Raw genomic sequence first — 16359 nt, forward strand, 5'->3', positions numbered from 1 at the left:
AAAATGATGTTAATTGTACAAATGTGGGCAGCAGTTGCAGGCAATTCGATAATTGTCAGCATTCAACCCAGGGCAGTCAGTCCTCAGCAAGCGGCTGAAAAATACAACTGAATGCTTAGGAATAATTGAATAATTAATTAATACTTGTAATGAGTAAAAAGGAGACATTAGGAGTGAAAGATCGGCAACCAAAAGTCACCATTTTAATGGCTGATGACGACGATGATGATAGCTTATTAGTTCATGATGCTTTGCTAGAAAGCCGATTGCCTATCAAACTACATATCGTCAAGGATGGTGAAGAATTGATGGATTATTTATCTCATCGTGGCTTGTATACTGATGTGAATAAAGCACCGCGACCAGGTTTAATTTTCCTGGATTTAAATATGCCGAAAAAACATGGATTGGAGGTACTAAAAGAACTTAAAAATCACCCCCAACACCGGATCATTCCCGTTATAGTCATGACAAGTTCTAACACAGAAGAAGATATATATAATACATACAATTTAGGGGCAAATTCCTTTATTCAAAAACCTGGAAATTTCACATCCTTAGTTGAGGTGATGAAAACTATAGGAAAATACTGGTTTGAAATTGTAGAACTGCCCCTATAAGCAGTAAGAGGCGATCATGAATGACAGACTCATTAAAGTTTTGTTAATTGATGATGATGAAGATGATTATATTCTAACTCGTGATTGGTTTCGGGAATTTCAAGTAACTGGTTGTGAGTTAGAATGGGTGGAAAGTTATCAATTAGCTAGGGAAGCGATCGCTCGACACCAACATGATATCTATTTAGTAGATTATCGTTTAGGGGCAGATAATGGTTTAGAACTGTTGAGTGAAGCTATTCATAATGGTTGTAATTGTCCTTTTATTTTACTTACAGGTCAAGGAGATCGAGAAATAGATTTGGAAGCTATGAAAACCGGAGCAGCCGATTATTTAGAAAAAAGTCAATTAACTGCACCTTTATTAGAACGTTCAATCCGCTACGCCCTTGAACGCAAACAAACAGAACACAAAATTCGCCAACAAGCAGCTTTACTTGATGTCGCTACAGACGCTATCTTTGTAGGTGATTTAGATGACAAAATTTTATTTTGGAACAAAGCCGCTGAACATCTATATGGTTGGAGTCCAGAAGAAGCCCTGACAAAAAAAATCCAGCATCTTTGTCCAGAAAAAATTTTTTCTCAAATTTCAGAAGCATTAAAAATACTCCTTAAACATGGTTCTTGGGAAGGAGAACTGGAGCAAATTAGCAAATGTGGTAAAACAATAATCGTTGCTAGTCGTTGGACTTTAGTACCCGCATTTGGAAACAAGCCCCAATCTATTTTAGTTGTTAACACTGATATTACCCAAAAAAAGCAATTAGAACAGCAATTTCTCCGCACCCAAAGACTAGAAAGTATAGGCACTTTAGCTAGTGGTATTGCCCACGATTTAAATAATGTCCTCGCACCTATTTTAATGACAGCGCAAATTTTGGAAACTCAAGTGAAGGACGAACGCGCTCGACGACTAATACCTATATTAATTAGCAATGCTAAACGCGGTGCAAATTTAGTTAAACAAGTATTATCTTTTGCTAAGGGAATGGATGGCGATCGCACTCTTTTACAACTCAAACATTTACTCATTGAAATTCAGCAAATTATTCAAGAAACATTTCCTAAAAACATGGAAGTTATCACCCAAATTCCCCAAAATCTTTGGACTGTATCTGGTGATGCTACTCAATTACATCAAGTGTTAATGAATTTATGTGTTAATGCCCGTGATGCTATGCCCAACGGTGGTACATTAACAATCACTGCCGAAAATCTTTTAGTTGATGAAAATTACGCCCAAATCCACATTGATGCTCAAGCTAAACCTTATGTTGTCATTACTGTGACTGATACAGGAATTGGTATTAAATCTACGATGATAGACCGGATATTTGAACCATTTTTTACTACCAAAGAATTTGGACAAGGTACTGGTTTAGGTCTTTCTACAGTATTGGGAATTGTCAAAAGTCATGGTGGTTTTATCAATGTTTATAGTGAAGAAAAAAAAGGCAGTCAATTTAAAATCTATTTACCAGCACAAGATACAACCGAAATTATAGAAGAAACTGAAATATCTTTACCGCAAGGTAATGGAGAAATGATATTAGTTGTCGATGATGAATCTGCTATTTGTGAAATTACAAAAACATCACTTGAAAGCTATAATTATCAAGTAATTACTGCCCGTGATGGTATTGAAGCTATTGCCTTATATGTAGAACATCGTGATAAAATAGCCTTAGTTTTAACTGATATATTCATGCCATCAATGGATGGACTCACCAGCATCCGTACCCTGAAAAAAATTAATCCCAATATCAAAATTATTGCTGTTAGCGGACTAGCTCCCAGCGATAAAGTTAACGCAGTTTATGATATGGGTGTAAAAGCTTTTTTGTGCAAACCTTTTACAGCAACTCAATTATTACAAACTATTAGCGCAGTTAATAGGTAATAGGTAATAGGTAATAGGTAATAAATATTATTCCCAATCACCAATCACCAATCACCAATCACCAATCACCAATCACCAATCACCAATCACCAATCACCAATCACCAATCAAATTCAATTACCAATTAACTCCACTGCATCCCTTCCATCCTCATCTTGTAAATAAACTTTTACAATTTCTTCCTTAGCAGTAGGCAATTTTTTACCCACAAAATCAGGATGAATAGGTAATTCCCGATGACCCCTATCTACTAATACAGCCAAACGAATCACCTCTGGTCTACCATACTCATTAACTGCATTTAAAGCCGCACGAATTGTCCTACCTTTGAAAATGACATCATCTACCAAAACAACAGTTTTCCCCGTCAAGTCAAAAGGTATATCGGTTTTCGCTGGAGTTCTTAAACCAATTTTATCTAAATCATCACGATAGAATGTAATATCTAATGCTCCCACATCCACACTGATACCTTCAAGAGTTTCTATTTGACGTGCCAATAAATTGGCTAACGGCACACCTCTAGTATGAATACCCAAAAGTACCAATTGTGACAAATCTCGCGTCCGTTCCACCATTTGAGACGCGAGACGTGTTAAAGTACGACGCAGTTCTTCAGATGAGAGAATTTCAACTACTTTGGTAGACATGGTGATTGGTGATTGGTGATTGGTGATTGGTGATTGGGAAGAAATAAATTCTAAATTTTAAATTCAATATACCTATTCCCTATTCATAAAATTAACAATATTCCTACCCCCAACCACAGTAAAAACGAATATCGAGTTAATTGTAAAGCTTGGGAAATCGAAGTTGGGGTAATGGGATAAATAGCATCTCCCAAGAGTGGTTTATGTTTAGCTACTCCACGATACCAGTTTATACCTCCCATCTGCACACCTAAAATAGCAGCATAGGCGCACTCGCTCCAACCAGAATTAGGACTTGGATCTTGAATAGCATCCCGACGACAAATACGCCAAACATATAAAGGTTTAATTGATAAAAATCCCAAAGTCATCACTGTTAACCGACAAGGAAACCAAGTTAAACAGTCTTCTAACTTAGCACTGAACCAACCAATATAAGTATAAGGTGCTTCTCGATAACCTACCATTGAATCTAAGGTACTACTGGCTTTATATGCTAGTGCTAAAGGAACAGGTCCAACCAATGGTATTAATCCACCCACAATTGCATAAAACAAAGGAGCCATGACCCCATCAGTAGCATTTTCTGTCACCGTTTCCAGAACTGCTCGTAAAACCTCTGTTTCTGAGAGATTTTCCGTATCCCGACCTACATAATTACTTAAAATCTGTCGTGCTGATTCTAAGTTACCTTTTGTTAAAGGTTGGATAACATCTAAAGCAGCTTTCCGCAAACTATGAAGAGCAAAACAACTAGCTAAAAAAATGCTCTCCACCACAATTCCTAAAAATGGATGTAACCATCTAGCAATTTGAACTATTAACCAACCAGATAAACCGCTGCCAATAATGAGGATAATAGCAAGTACAATTCCAGCTAGACGTTGTATTTGAGAACTTTGACAGTGTTGCAGAAAAAATTTACTTAAACCAGAAATTAACCAACCCATCACTCGCACGGGATGAGGCCAACCCCAAGGATCACCAATTAGGTAATCTAACAAAGCCGCAATAATTAATAAGTAGTCGTGCAAAATAAATTTCATAGTTAGGAGAGGGAACAGGGAACAGGGAACCTTGTGCTGAGCGTAGCCGAAGCAAGGGAACAGGGAACAGGTAAGGTTTACAGAGATTTTTTCTTCAATAACTATGTGCAATTAATTTTGCCTGGGTACTTATATAGATGTTATTAGTCATTAGTCATTAGTCATTAGTCATTAGTTATTAGTTATTAGTCATTAGTTATTAGTCATTAGTCATTGGGTTATTAATCTTCCCCAGTCACCAATCACCAGTCACCAATCACCAATCACCAATCACCAGTCACCAGTCACCAGTCCCCAGTCCCCAGTCACCAATCACCAATCACCAATCACCAGTCCCCAGTCACCAGTCACCAGTCACCAGTCACCAGTCCCCAGTCCCCAGTCCCCAGTCACCAATCACCAATCACCAGTCACCAGTCCCCAGTCACCAGTCCCCAGTCACCAATCACCAGTCCCCAGTCCCCAGTCCCCAGTCACCAATCAACTGACTAAACTACAAAACTTGCTTCTTCCCCTAGAGATGCTTGCCAACTTCGCGCATCATAATAAAGGTCTGCCAGAGTAATACTATACAAAGCTTCTTTTAACTTTTGGTTCAGTCTTTGCCACAGAGTAAAAGTTACCCAATCTTCCGCTTGAGCAGGTGGTGGACTGTTCAGAGGTATGTGAGTCATATTTTCCCCAGCAGCCTCTAAAATTTGTCCTATGGAAATTTGTGCAGGTTCTCTTGCTAATTGATAGCCACCAACACTGCCACGAATTGAGTTGACTAACCCAGCGCGACGCATTTCTATTAGCAGCTTTTCCAAATAGGGAGCAGGAATATCTTGACGTTTAGCGATCGCTCTGACAGATACAGGTCCATATTTCGGCTGTAAACTTAAATCCAGCAATGCCTTAACGCTATAGTGTCCTCTCGTGGTTAGTTTCATTTATTAGGGAATAGGTGACTGGGGACTGGGGACTGGGGACTGGGGACTGGGGACTGGGGACTGGTGACTAGGGACTGGGGACTGGGGACTGGGGACTGGGGATACAATGAAAGGATTTTGGATTGTTTTTGTCAACTCCAATCTAAAATCTAAAATCTAAAATCTAAAATTATTCTGACTCCTGACTCCTTGAACTCCTGACTCCTTGAACTCCTGACTAATGACTAATAACTAAAGACTTGAAAATCATCTTTATTTAGCAAACCACTTTTTTACGTTACTTTAAAAAACTTAAACAAATACAGTTTACCAGTAATTCACAAACTATATATATCTCTCTCTGAGCATGATCAGAATTTTATTTTAGAAAATATCTTGACAAGATTGATAATTGTGCAACAATTTCTGATAAGAGTGTAATATACTTGGCTATGCTGAGATAAAAAAATAAAGGACTCTGTTCCTGTTAGCTCAGTATCAGTTAAAATAAAATCGATTCAACCACTTCAATCATTTAATTCCGACCAAAGTTGATGCCTAAACAGAAAAAAAATGAACCCCTTGTTGGTGAAGAACTGCTCCAAAAAGTTAAGGAGCTAGAGAACGAAAGCAAGGAAGAGAAAGCTAAACAGTGTGGCTACTATACTGTTACCAAAAATGGTATAGAGCGCGTGAATATGATGAAATTCTTGAATGCCTTAATTGATGCCGAGGGCATTGAGTTGGACAGTACACCAGGTGCTAATGGCCGTGGTGGACGCAGTGCCAGCTATAGAATTAGCGTGCAGTCTAACAACAATTTACTCATAGGTTCAGCTTATACAAAACAGATGAATCTTAAACCTGGAGATGAATTTATCATTACTTTAGGCAAGAAGCATATTCGACTACGCCAAGTAGATCCAGAAGACAGAGAAGATGGTGAAGTAGAAGAAGCTACAGCTTAATCAAAATTTAGTTGTAGAGGTTTTCAGCTAGAACATCAGTTGTCAGCTGTAGGGGTTTAGCAATGCTAAACCCAGACTTGCAGTTATTGATTTTTGTGTACTAACCAATCGGTTATCAGTTGTCAGCAGTTAAAAACCTCTTCCCCAATCACCAATCACCAATCACTAATCACCAATCACTAATCACCAAAGACTAATGACCAATAACTATATCGGTTGTTGGCAACATTGGTAAATAGTGCTGTAAAGCTTTGCGCGTAGCTGCTAAATTGCAAGTTAAAGCGATTTGCTCTTTTTCGAGTAAACCTAAAATGCAGTCGGGGTTGTTTCTTGCTACCACTGGTAGCTGATGCAAACCTCGCAGCGCCATACGATCTAAAGCTTCAGATAAAGGTTCATCTTGCCAAGCATAGAGAATATCAGTCGTACAAATATCTATGAGTGTTTGACTAGAAAAATTAGGCTGTATTTCACCAGGAGAATGTTGGTAATTTTCCCAAAGAGAAAGAGTGCGGTTAATATCGTCCAGAGAAATAATACCGACTAATTGTTCATTGGCATCAATGACTAAAGCACTGGGTGAGCGATCGCGGATCATTTCCATAGCAGCTTCTAAAACCCCAAGATTTGCCGGCATTTTTTTAGGATAAGAGTGCATAGCATCTGCCACAGAAATTTGCTGTACAATTTCCACTTGCTCATCTTTCAATTCCGAAAGACCAATCTGTTGTAGATTGGAATTAGAATTAACAGTTGGTTTAATTCCTTCTACTAACCAGACACTTAAACCCACCGCAGCCATCAAAGGTAAAACAATTCGGTAGTCACGAGTTAATTCAAACAACATTAAAATAGCTGTTAAAGGCGCTCTCACACTACCCGCCAAAACAGCAGCCATACCCACCATTGCATAAGCTGGAGGAGCAGCCATATATTCAGCAACTCCGGGAACTATCAAAGCCAAAACTTTAGCATAGGCAGATCCAAAGGATGCACCTAAAAACATGGCAGGCGCAAACAAACCACCTACAAAACCACTAGCAGAACTAACAGCCGTCATCAGCAGTTTCAACCCTATAAGTACAAGTAACAAATTCAAGGAAAACTCTTGATCTTGCAACATTGCTTGCACAGTTCCATAACCAATACCTAAAATTTGTGGGTATTGCAAAGCCACTAAACCAACTATTAAACCACCAATAATTGGTTGAATAGGTTTAGGAATCTTGCCCAAAAATTGAAACCCTTGAAAGCGTCCGCTAAAAAAAGCTTTACCTAAACTAATAGATTGTGTATAAGTCAAAGCTACCAAACTTGCACCCAAACCTAAACCCAGATAAAGCGGTAATTCTAAAGGACTGCGAACTTGATAAGCAGGTAAAGCAAAAGCAGGTTGAGAACCCAAACCAATTTGAGCAATTAAAGCTGCTACTACCGCTGCAAGTAAGACCACACTGACGGCAGAAGTAGCAAAAGAAGTAGCCCCCATAACCACCTCTAAAGCAAAAAATACCCCAGCAATGGGAGCATTAAATCCAGCTGCTAAACCAGCAGCAGCACCAGCACCCAACAGTAACCGCTGCCTCTCTTGAGAAACTTGCAGTACATCTGATAACAACACCCCAAAATTAGTACCTATTTCCACACTAGGACCCTCAGGACCCAAAGATGCACCACTACCTAAAGAAACAGCAGCAGCTATCATCTTAGTAACAGGTCGTAATTGTTGCTTAACTTCTCTACCCTGAGATAGAGCAATTAAAGATGAAAGTCCAGGTCCAAAATCTTCAGTACGCCAACGCATTAAGCCTACAATTAATCCGCCCAGGGTAGGAACACAAGCTAAAGTCCAACCACCCCAGACTCCTATCTGTCCCAAAAAATTTTCTAGCATCAAGTGATGAATCAACTCGATGAGATAATGAAAAGTGACCACACCCATACCCGTACCACCACCAATGAGCATGGCTAAAAACAGCACCACTGTTTCCGGGGATGGCTGAAGACGATTGATCAGATGAGTTAAACGAGCAGAAGATGTGGGAAAGGCAACTGGCTGAGTTACTTTCCTCAGTTGTGTAGGAGGCAAGAGAGTCATGGAAAAACGGTGTAAATGTAAGAAAAAATTTATTTTTTTTATTGGTTAATTATTATTGTGAGCCATGATTAAGCAACCAGACAAGTATGGTTGATATCCTTCATATACACAGTTTTCATCAACTCAGACAAGCAGTTAAAATTTTTATGATCAGAATAGTTGAAATAGGAGAGAATTATTAGTTAATACAAGTTGTTAGTTATCACAGTGAGTAGTTGTGATGGGGAGATAGATTGAGTATTCACTATCAGCTATCAGATGGAACAGAGAACAGGTAATATTTTTCGTTTTCCTGCCTCTTACCTCCTACTTCCTGCCCCTACTACCTCCTGAGATCAGAACTTGATTTCAGCCATACTTCTTAGTGAATATAGCTATTGTTATAGAAAGATCACTCTAAATTAAGCGGCTCTAAGGTGCATCAATGCCCGAATTGTGGAGCGCAAACACCGAGAGATGCTAACGGCGCACGTAATATTATGTTGCGTGCTTTGAGGGATTCCTCCTTTACCGTCAGTAATGATGGTATTGCTATCGTTACAGTTCGAGCTTTGTCAATCAATGCTCAGAAATGTTCAGCGTAAATGAATCAGTAAATGGACTAGGCGGAAGCTCTAGATGAATATACACACCTTTGATAATAATTATGTTACTTGTCCGATTTGCCAAAGAAATAACAGGACTAAGCCTGTTAAGACTTATATCGGATTATTTATTTGTCCTTATTGTCAGGAAAAACTCGTAGTTTGTAAAAGTGGTCACTACGTCCGTGATCCGTTTACTTGGAAAAAAATTCTTATCTCCTCGGCGTTGCGTCGTCAAAGCCGACCTTTAGCCAGGATGATTAGAGATTTGCCGCTTTTCAAACGTTATTTGTTGGCTTTAGCTATGGGAGGTGCAATTTTATTTACTACAATTGCTATCACCCAGGACAGCACAAAGTATAAACAGGAACTGCTTCCAGGAAGTGAGAAAGTGACAGGTGATTGGTGATTGGTGATTGGGCATTGGGTTATTAACTTCCCCCTGCCTCCTGCCTCCTGCCTCCTGCCCCCTGCCTCCTGCCCCCTGCCTCCTGCCTCCTGCCTCCTGCCTGGATGATTTACTGAGTGTCTTTTGTAATCAATTGCCAACCGGCGGATTTTCCCACTACTTTAAGAGATGGGAATTGGAGATTTTCTAAAGCAGAAGCATTCACAAGCAAATAGGGCTGCACATCATACTGCCAATGATATTGCAGATCGCCGGGGGAAGCAGGAATAATGGTGCGATCGCTATAAAAATTCAAGGATGAACGAGGGTAAGGAAAAGATGTGTAGATTTTCTGAACTGCCGGATTGGCACGTGCTATCATTGCTGCCACAGGCTTGACTGGATAAGCTTCTCCTAGTTCCCACATCCAGTAGTCAGATTTGATCAACAACAACAGAGAAATATAACTTCCCCAAATTAAAATTTGCCAAAATTGCCGATCGCCTCGTTCTGCCAAAATTGCTGCTAAAGTCATAGTCAAAGCTACGGCGGCCAAAATCATCTGCAAGTCTGTTGTACCTGCACTACCCCAACTTAGATAAATACTAGCCGCAGACGCTACCAAAGCCAAGACTGCAAAACTGGTTATCCAAGCACGGGGATAGGATGAGAATAAACGCCAATTCTCACTCTGAGTTAAAAAGAAACCACAGGCTAAAGCAAAGCTGGGATAAATTGGTAAAATATACCAAGGCTGTTTGACGCTAACCAGAGAAATAAGTAGTAAATACACACTAATCCAAACTAGGATCAGTTTAGCCCAGCTAAAATTGCGATTTTCCCAGGTAAAGCCCACAGTTTGCGGTAAAAATACCAGCCAAGGCCATGTCCATTTGAGAATTTCTAGGAAATAATACCAAGAAGCTTCAGGCTGACCATTAGCAGCAGCAATCTGATTCCAGGTTTGATCGTCTAAATCAATTTGAGAGAAAGGATAACCATAGCGCAGTAGTTGGGCAACATACCAACCCAATACTGGTAAAATACCGATGAAGATTCCTGTCCACAGGTAGTAACTGGTGAGTAATCTTGGTGTATCCCAAAAGAGAAAAACTACAGCAATAGCACCTAAAAATATGCCCACTATGCCTTTAGTTAGGCAAATCAGCCCAAAACTGATACCGACACCAAGACAATAACGCAAGTCTCGGCGCGATCGCAACACACAGAAAATCATCACCATTAACAAACTTACCACTACGCCATCTAGCGTTGCTAATCTGCCATGACGCACTACTGGCAACATCGTCAGATAAATCAAGGCGCTATAAACCGCAGCCCAACGGAGGCGAAATATTTCTCTACCAATACAATACAGCAAAGGCACAGAAATGGCTGTCAGTATAGCTCCAGGTAGGCGAGTTGTCCATTCATTCACACCACCCAGGGAGTAAGCCCAAGCAATTAGCCAGTGCATGAGGGGAGGCTTGTTATAGTATGGTTCACCTCCCAAGGTAGGGTAAAGCCAGTGCATAGAACCTGCTTTGGCACGCCAAATTTCTTTAGCAACTTGTGCCACAGTCCCTTCATCCCAATCTGTGAGCGGCAGTCCGCCAAGATTGATGCTAAACAGCAATATTGCCACCAACAGCAATCCTATTAACCATAGTCCATCCATCCATCTGCCAGAGGTGCGATGCTGTTTTTCTAGATGAGTCCCAATATAGCGTCCTTCTTGCATATTCTATGCTAATCATTTTACTCACTGGTTTGATTCCATAGAGACCAGAGCGAATCTCCAATTTTGCCATACCTTCACAAACTATTTTCACAAGCAATGGCTAGATCCCAAATTACCTCAGTTTTCTCTGAAAAATAATAATTTTTTGCATAAAAATTTTTTAGTTATTTTTTAAACAATTTAACAAGATTTTTGCCAATTAAATGATATAAAGAATACAAGGTTAAATTGGTCAATTACGCTGAAGGAGTTTGGAAAATGCGCCTACCTGTCATTTTAGATATCGCCCTGGGTTTAATTTTTATTTACCTGATTTTAAGCTTGTTAGCTTCCGAAATTCAAGAATTGATTGCTACAATCCTGCAATGGCGTGCTGCACATTTAAAAAAATCAATCGAAATTTTCTTGGCTGGAGATGTTAAAAATTCAGAAGCCAAGGATATAATTGATATGGTCAACAAAATTTATAGCAATCCTTTAATTAAAAGTATTAACCAAGAAGCTAAAGGCATTTTATCCCAGTTACCAAGAAAATTCACTTGGTTTATGGGTGATATAACTAGTAAGATCGGAAGAACAATAAATAAATCACAGGTAAATCATAAGACTTTTAATCAAGATAAAAGTGCGCCTTCTTATATTCAGAGTGATACTTTCGCTACAAGTCTTTTAGAAGAATTACAACTGCCACAAATCATCCATAGTCTAACAGAAGTAAGACTAGAAAAATTTAAAAACCAAAGGTTACAAGAATTACAAACAATTTTAACTCGCTCACTCAGACAAATCCAAGAAACAGAATTACCAAAGTATATTGCCCAGGATATTAAAGATGATTTAGCAACTCTCACTTCAGAATATACAGAAATTGTTGAAGATTTTAAAAAGTACAAGTTTGATATAAATACAAGCGTTAGTCAAATGCAGGATAGCTTGGATAAATACATCAATAACTTTCAGGCGAATATAGAAAATGAAAATCCCATACTAATAGAAACTTGGAAGCGACTGCAAGCTTTACAAAAACACATTTTTCCCAGTGTTGAAGAAGCAATTATCATCGGTGGTTTAAAACCTAACATGAACGAACTTGTCCAATTACTAGACACAAGTAATACTGTTGTTGAGGAAATTCAAATCACTCTTAAAGATAAAAATAGTCAAAGCCATAAAACCATTAAAGAATTAATAGATACCTTACCAGATGGCATGAAGAGAAATATTGCTAACATAGCCAAGCGAGCGCAATACAAGGCTAAAAGTACAGAGGAAGGTATTGAAATATTACGGAGAGAAATTGAGAATTCTTTTGATAGTTCTATGCAAAGAGCAGGTGGTGTTTACAAACGAAATGCTAAAGGAGTCGCTATTTTAATTGGTATTCTCCTCGCTTTTGGTGCTAATGCTGATACATTTCATATCATTGATCGCTTATCGAAAGATACAGTTTTGCGAGAAGCAATTGTTTATAAAGCTGTGCAAACTATAGATCAACAATCTGATCCTTCCAACCTCAAAAATCTTGACACTAAGGAGATTTTAGAGGAAATTAGTTTACCAATAGGTTGGACAAATGAAAACTTAGAAGATCAAATTGGTTGGAATCCAACGAAGATCAATAGCGTACCTATAATCAGTTTATTAACCATGTTATCTGGTTGGATAGTCAGTGGTGTAGCTATTGCAATGGGAGCGCCCTTTTGGTTTGATTTACTGAGTAAAGTTATGAATGTTCGCAATGCTGGTGGTAAATCAACAAAATCAGCTAGAAATCGAGATGCAGATTAATTGATATCATTGCGGCGCTGCCCGCCTGGTTTTAGGTGCTATGATCCTCAAAAAGCTTGCACTTTGTGACTTTCTACAGGGCGTTTTGCTCCTTTAAATTCCGATGGGTCTGGTTTTAGTTCTTGGTTGACTTGAGGTAACTGTGCTACCGCTTGCCATTGTGCCTGGGTAATGGGATATTTGCCCATTGAAAAGGGCTTGATGGTGACTTTGTGTTGCGGTCTTTCGCTGCTACCACTTCCCTCTTCATTTTCTGGTGAACCCATGATGAAAGTTCCCCCAGGAATTAGCACCATTTCTAATTCAATGCCGTTTCCTAAGTTTTCTATAAAATATCGGGCGGTTTTTTTATGGCGATTAATAATAGTTTTGGGCATTGTTAGAAAATTAATAGAAAATAAGTAATTATGTCAGAATCAGGATGTCCAGGATTTTAGGATTAAGCTGTTGTGCATTTAATTTGTATAAGTGGAACAGGCATCTTGCCTGTTAAACAAGAGTTCAGAATATTAGGATTATACAATTTAGCTGTGTAACAGCTTAACAGGATAATTTATTTTAATTGACGTAATATATCTAGTTTACTATTTAATGACTGTAATTGCTCTAGTTTATCAACAGCATATTTAGCAATAATTAAAGCGTCTAATAAATCGTAAAGTCCAGTAATTATCCTATTACCTAGCATAAATTTATGATTCTGTGGTAGGCGGTTAAGAATAGGCACATACCACTTAATTAAATCGTAGGTTTTTTGAATAATTGGTAATTCGTTCATTTTTGCTCAAAAGGGTAAAAATTCAAAAAAATTTTTTAAAGCTCGCTTCGCTCGCTAAGGGTAGAGGAAAGAAGGGTAAAGGGCAAAAGGGCAAGAGTATAAAGGGCTACAAAGTCCACGCAGCACCACACACAACACGAAAACCGTCGTCGCTGCCGTCGAAGCCCGCAGCAAAAGAGTAGCGACGCGCCGAACGGCAATACCCAGGAAGGGAGTACCAAGAACCACCGCGCAGCACCTTTTCGTCATTATTAGACTCGCCGCTTATCCATGCGCTACCATCCGCAGGTACATTTTCATAATTATTATGCCAATCATCTTCACACCACTCCCACACATTGCCGTGCATATCATATAACCCAAATTCATTTGCTACTTGAAAACTGCCTACTTCTGTGGTTTTTTTTCTATAAACTCCTTTTGTTCCCTTACCATAAGTTTTGTTACCATCATAATTTGCTAAATCCGTTGTCATTGTCTCGCCAAAATGAAAGGGTGTGATTGTTCCTGCACGACAAGCATATTCCCATTCCGCTTCGCTGGGCAGTCTGTAGGGTCTTTTGGTGTAGTTTGATAGTCTAGCGCAAAACTCCACCACATCATGCCAAGAAACCCTTTCTACAGGGCAGTTTGCTCCTTTAAATTCCGATGGGTCTGGTTTTAGTTCTTTGTTGACTTGAGGTAACTGTGCTACCGCTTGCCATTGCGCCTGGGTAATGGGATATTTACCCATTGAAAAGGGTTTGATAGTGACTTCGTGTTGCGGTCTTTCGCTGCTACCACTTCCCTCTTCATTTTCTGGTGAACCCATGATGAAAGTTCCCCCAGGAATTAGCACCATTTCTAATTCAATGTCGTTTCCTAAGTTTTCTATAAAATATCGGGCGGTTTTTTTATGGCGATTAATAATAGTTTTGGGCATTGTTAGAAAATTAATAGAAAATAAGTAATTATGTCAGAATCAGGATGTCCAGGATTTTAGGATTAACAGGATAATTTATTTTAATTATTATAGGGTGAGGCAACCTTTCAGCAAGCTTACTAAGCTAACCCACCCAGTTTGATTTTCGGATGTCGTCACCAACATCACTGGAACAGGTCTGGACTCTTTTTATACGCGCCCGACGAATTCCCATCCGCCAGTTCTGGAATAAAAGAGCGCACGCAGCACCACACACAACACGAAAACCGTTGTTGTTGTTGTCGAAGCCCGCATCATTATAGTTGCGACGCGCCGAACGGCAATTTTCAGGATTGTTGTTCCAAGAACCACCGCGCAGCATTCGGGGTTGCCTGTCCCATTTATTATGGTAACAAAATTATATAATAAGTTATGTAATAGCCCCCTCTTCGCTTGCGGGGAGGGGGTTGGGGGTGGGGTTCATCACACTCACATTAACAACAAAATTGATGGTAAATATCCTCCGGTAAAACCAAACTTGCTAATATATGTTGGCGTAATTTCCAGGTATCACCATGTTCTAAATGAGCAAACCAGCTTTGAATTGATTGTTTTATTTTCTCTTCTCCTATTTTCCCTTGCACAAAATCTTGCTGCATTTGTCTGAGTCTTCTTCTCGCACGTCTTAAATTTTCGGTTCTGACACGAATCCTATCAGGTAAAACCCGAAATCCCAGAAAATTCGCTCCTTTAGAAGTTGCAAATAATTGACTTTTAATAGGATGAATTTTCAATCTTAATTTAACTAAATAATTTTCTATTGCTGCTCTAGCATTAACTAAAAATTCCCAGTCATCTGCAAATAAAGCAAAATCATCTACATAACGGATATACTTTTTGGCGTGTAAATCTTCCTTGACAAAATGGTCAAATCCATTCAGGTAAATATTAGCAAAAAATTGGCTAGTCAAGTTACCAATGGGTAAACCATGTCTTCTGTGTAAGGGGGTAAATAAATCATCACCTGGAAAATGGTTAACAATAGCTTCTTGTTCGTTGCTGTTATCAATAATTCTATCAATTAACCATAGTGTTTCTTGACATTTCAATTTTCGCCGCACAAGAGATTTAAGAATTTCATGGTCAATACTGGGAAAATATTTACAAATATCACATTGCAGCACATAACGACTAGAACGAGCAAATTTAGTAAATCTGCGTAAAGCGCGATGAGTACCAAAACCTACTCTATTCGCATAGGAATCATGAATAAATGTCCGTTCAAAAATGGGAACTATTATATTACATAAAGCATGATGTACTACCCTATCTCGATAAGGTGCAGCAGAAATCATCCGTTTTTTGGGTTCTACGATGTGAAAAGTGTGATATTCCCCTGGTTGATAGGTTTGAGTTTCTAATTCATGTTTAATCTGTGTTAATTCTGTTTCCAAATTATAATTAAATTCTAAAACATTATCTCGAAATCGTTTTCCCTTTTGTGCTTGTCTAGCTGCTGTAAAGATATTTTCAAACTCTGTGACTTGTGACCAAAGATTATCATGTCGTTTCATGATGATGTTTGCCGTTTACGTTGTTGTTTAATCCATGCACCTAAATCCGTACCAATATCATTGATTAGTTGTGTCACATATTCATAACGTTTTATTTTAATCAATTCAAAATCTAATAATAACCTGGTTTGATGACGTAATATATCTAGTTTACTATTTAATGACTGTAATTGCTCTACTTTATCAACAGCATATTTAGCAATAATTAAAGCGTCTAATAAATCGTAAAGTCCAGTAATTATCCTATTACCTAGCATAAATTTATGATTCTGTGGTAGGCGGTTAAGAATAGGCACATACCACTTAATTAAATCGTAGGTTTTTTGAATAATTGGTAATTCGTTCATTTTTGCTCAAAAGGGTAAAAATTCAAAAAAATTTTTTAAAGCTCGCTTCGCTCGCTAAGGGT

Annotated in this window: 16 protein-coding genes and 2 pseudogenes; 6 read left to right on the top strand and 12 right to left on the bottom strand. The window is 38.7% G+C overall.

Annotated elements, in window-relative coordinates; all coding sequences use genetic code 11:
* Nucleotides 1-173 precede the first annotated feature (173 nt).
* Entirely contained in the window at nt 174-620 is a 447-nt protein-coding gene (locus H6F45_RS00880) for a response regulator (RefSeq protein WP_137668245.1), read from the top strand.
* A gap of 16 nt (nt 621-636) precedes the next feature.
* Nucleotides 637-2523, top strand: coding sequence for a response regulator (locus tag H6F45_RS00885; RefSeq protein ID WP_137668246.1), 1887 nt, complete (start codon nt 637-639; stop codon nt 2521-2523).
* A gap of 113 nt (nt 2524-2636) precedes the next feature.
* Here the strand turns inward: H6F45_RS00885 and pyrR are convergent, their stop codons facing one another.
* The 4 genes from pyrR to H6F45_RS26840 all read right to left on the bottom strand — a co-directional run bounded on the left by pyrR (nt 2637) and on the right by H6F45_RS26840 (nt 5286).
* Nucleotides 2637-3173 carry a bifunctional pyr operon transcriptional regulator/uracil phosphoribosyltransferase PyrR gene (gene pyrR, locus H6F45_RS00890; protein WP_096571490.1) on the bottom strand — a complete coding sequence of 179 codons (537 nt, stop codon included), beginning with the start codon at nt 3171-3173 and terminating at the stop codon, nt 2637-2639.
* A gap of 83 nt (nt 3174-3256) precedes the next feature.
* Entirely contained in the window at nt 3257-4219 is a 963-nt protein-coding gene (cbiB, locus tag H6F45_RS00895; RefSeq protein ID WP_096571488.1) for an adenosylcobinamide-phosphate synthase CbiB, read from the bottom strand.
* 488 nt (nt 4220-4707) lie between these two features.
* Nucleotides 4708-5151 (bottom strand): Rrf2 family transcriptional regulator, encoded by a 444-nt coding sequence (locus tag H6F45_RS00900; protein ID WP_096571486.1) that lies wholly within the window; start codon nt 5149-5151, stop codon nt 4708-4710.
* Nucleotides 5152-5154: 3 nt separating this feature from the next.
* Nucleotides 5155-5286, bottom strand: coding sequence for a hypothetical protein (locus H6F45_RS26840; protein ID WP_277876945.1), 132 nt, complete (start codon nt 5284-5286; stop codon nt 5155-5157).
* Nucleotides 5287-5684: 398 nt separating this feature from the next.
* Here H6F45_RS26840 and H6F45_RS00905 point away from each other — a divergent pair, with 398 nt between their 5' ends.
* Nucleotides 5685-6098, top strand: a complete 414-nt coding sequence (locus H6F45_RS00905; RefSeq protein ID WP_096571485.1) for an AbrB family transcriptional regulator — start codon at nt 5685-5687, stop codon at nt 6096-6098.
* 193 nt (nt 6099-6291) lie between these two features.
* Here the strand turns inward: H6F45_RS00905 and H6F45_RS00910 are convergent, their stop codons facing one another.
* Nucleotides 6292-8196, bottom strand: coding sequence for a chloride channel protein (locus H6F45_RS00910; RefSeq protein ID WP_137669274.1), 1905 nt, complete (start codon nt 8194-8196; stop codon nt 6292-6294).
* Nucleotides 8197-8612: 416 nt separating this feature from the next.
* Between H6F45_RS00910 and H6F45_RS00915 the strand changes: the two genes are divergently transcribed.
* Both H6F45_RS00915 and H6F45_RS00920 read left to right on the top strand, forming a co-directional pair.
* Nucleotides 8613-8780, top strand: a complete 168-nt coding sequence (locus tag H6F45_RS00915) for a transposase (protein ID WP_199291295.1) — start codon at nt 8613-8615, stop codon at nt 8778-8780.
* 34 nt (nt 8781-8814) lie between these two features.
* The gene (locus tag H6F45_RS00920; protein ID WP_137669275.1) at nt 8815-9189 is read left to right on the top strand and encodes a hypothetical protein; all 375 of its coding nucleotides are present in this window, start codon (nt 8815-8817) and stop codon (nt 9187-9189) included.
* Nucleotides 9190-9298: 109 nt separating this feature from the next.
* Here H6F45_RS00920 and H6F45_RS00925 read toward each other — a convergent pair whose 3' ends face one another.
* Nucleotides 9299-10909: a glycosyltransferase family 39 protein gene (locus H6F45_RS00925; RefSeq protein WP_190346196.1), complete on the bottom strand. Its 1611-nt coding sequence runs from the start codon at nt 10907-10909 to the stop codon at nt 9299-9301.
* A 258-nt stretch (nt 10910-11167) separates the two neighbouring features.
* On the opposite strand from H6F45_RS00925, the gene H6F45_RS00930 reads away from it, so the two are divergent.
* Nucleotides 11168-12697: a hypothetical protein gene (locus H6F45_RS00930; protein ID WP_190346197.1), complete on the top strand. Its 1530-nt coding sequence runs from the start codon at nt 11168-11170 to the stop codon at nt 12695-12697.
* 47 nt (nt 12698-12744) lie between these two features.
* Here H6F45_RS00930 and H6F45_RS00935 read toward each other — a convergent pair whose 3' ends face one another.
* The 6 genes and pseudogenes from H6F45_RS00935 to avd (H6F45_RS00960) all read right to left on the bottom strand — a co-directional run bounded on the left by H6F45_RS00935 (nt 12745) and on the right by avd (H6F45_RS00960) (nt 16297).
* A complete protein-coding gene (locus H6F45_RS00935) occupies nt 12745-13074 on the bottom strand; it encodes a formylglycine-generating enzyme family protein (protein WP_096571475.1) in 330 nt (109 codons plus the stop codon).
* Nucleotides 13075-13262: 188 nt separating this feature from the next.
* Nucleotides 13263-13475, bottom strand: a pseudogene (gene avd / locus H6F45_RS00940) (diversity-generating retroelement protein Avd); the annotation flags it as partial.
* Nucleotides 13476-13581: 106 nt separating this feature from the next.
* Nucleotides 13582-14397 (bottom strand): formylglycine-generating enzyme family protein, encoded by an 816-nt coding sequence (locus tag H6F45_RS00945; protein ID WP_190346198.1) that lies wholly within the window; start codon nt 14395-14397, stop codon nt 13582-13584.
* Between the two features lie 124 nt (nt 14398-14521).
* Nucleotides 14522-14770: pseudogene (locus H6F45_RS00950) on the bottom strand (hypothetical protein); the annotation flags it as partial.
* Between the two features lie 100 nt (nt 14771-14870).
* Complete coding sequence (locus H6F45_RS00955; protein ID WP_190346200.1) at nt 14871-15950, bottom strand: RNA-directed DNA polymerase; 1080 nt, start codon at nt 15948-15950, stop codon at nt 14871-14873.
* The gene (avd, locus tag H6F45_RS00960; RefSeq protein WP_190346201.1) at nt 15947-16297 is read right to left on the bottom strand and encodes a diversity-generating retroelement protein Avd; all 351 of its coding nucleotides are present in this window, start codon (nt 16295-16297) and stop codon (nt 15947-15949) included. Before avd (H6F45_RS00960) ends, H6F45_RS00955 begins: the two co-directional genes overlap by 4 nt.
* Between the last annotated feature and the right edge of the window lie 62 nt (nt 16298-16359).

This window comes from Sphaerospermopsis sp. FACHB-1194 (genome assembly GCF_014696235.1).
Lineage (GTDB): Bacteria > Cyanobacteriota > Cyanobacteriia > Cyanobacteriales > Nostocaceae > Sphaerospermopsis > Sphaerospermopsis kisseleviana.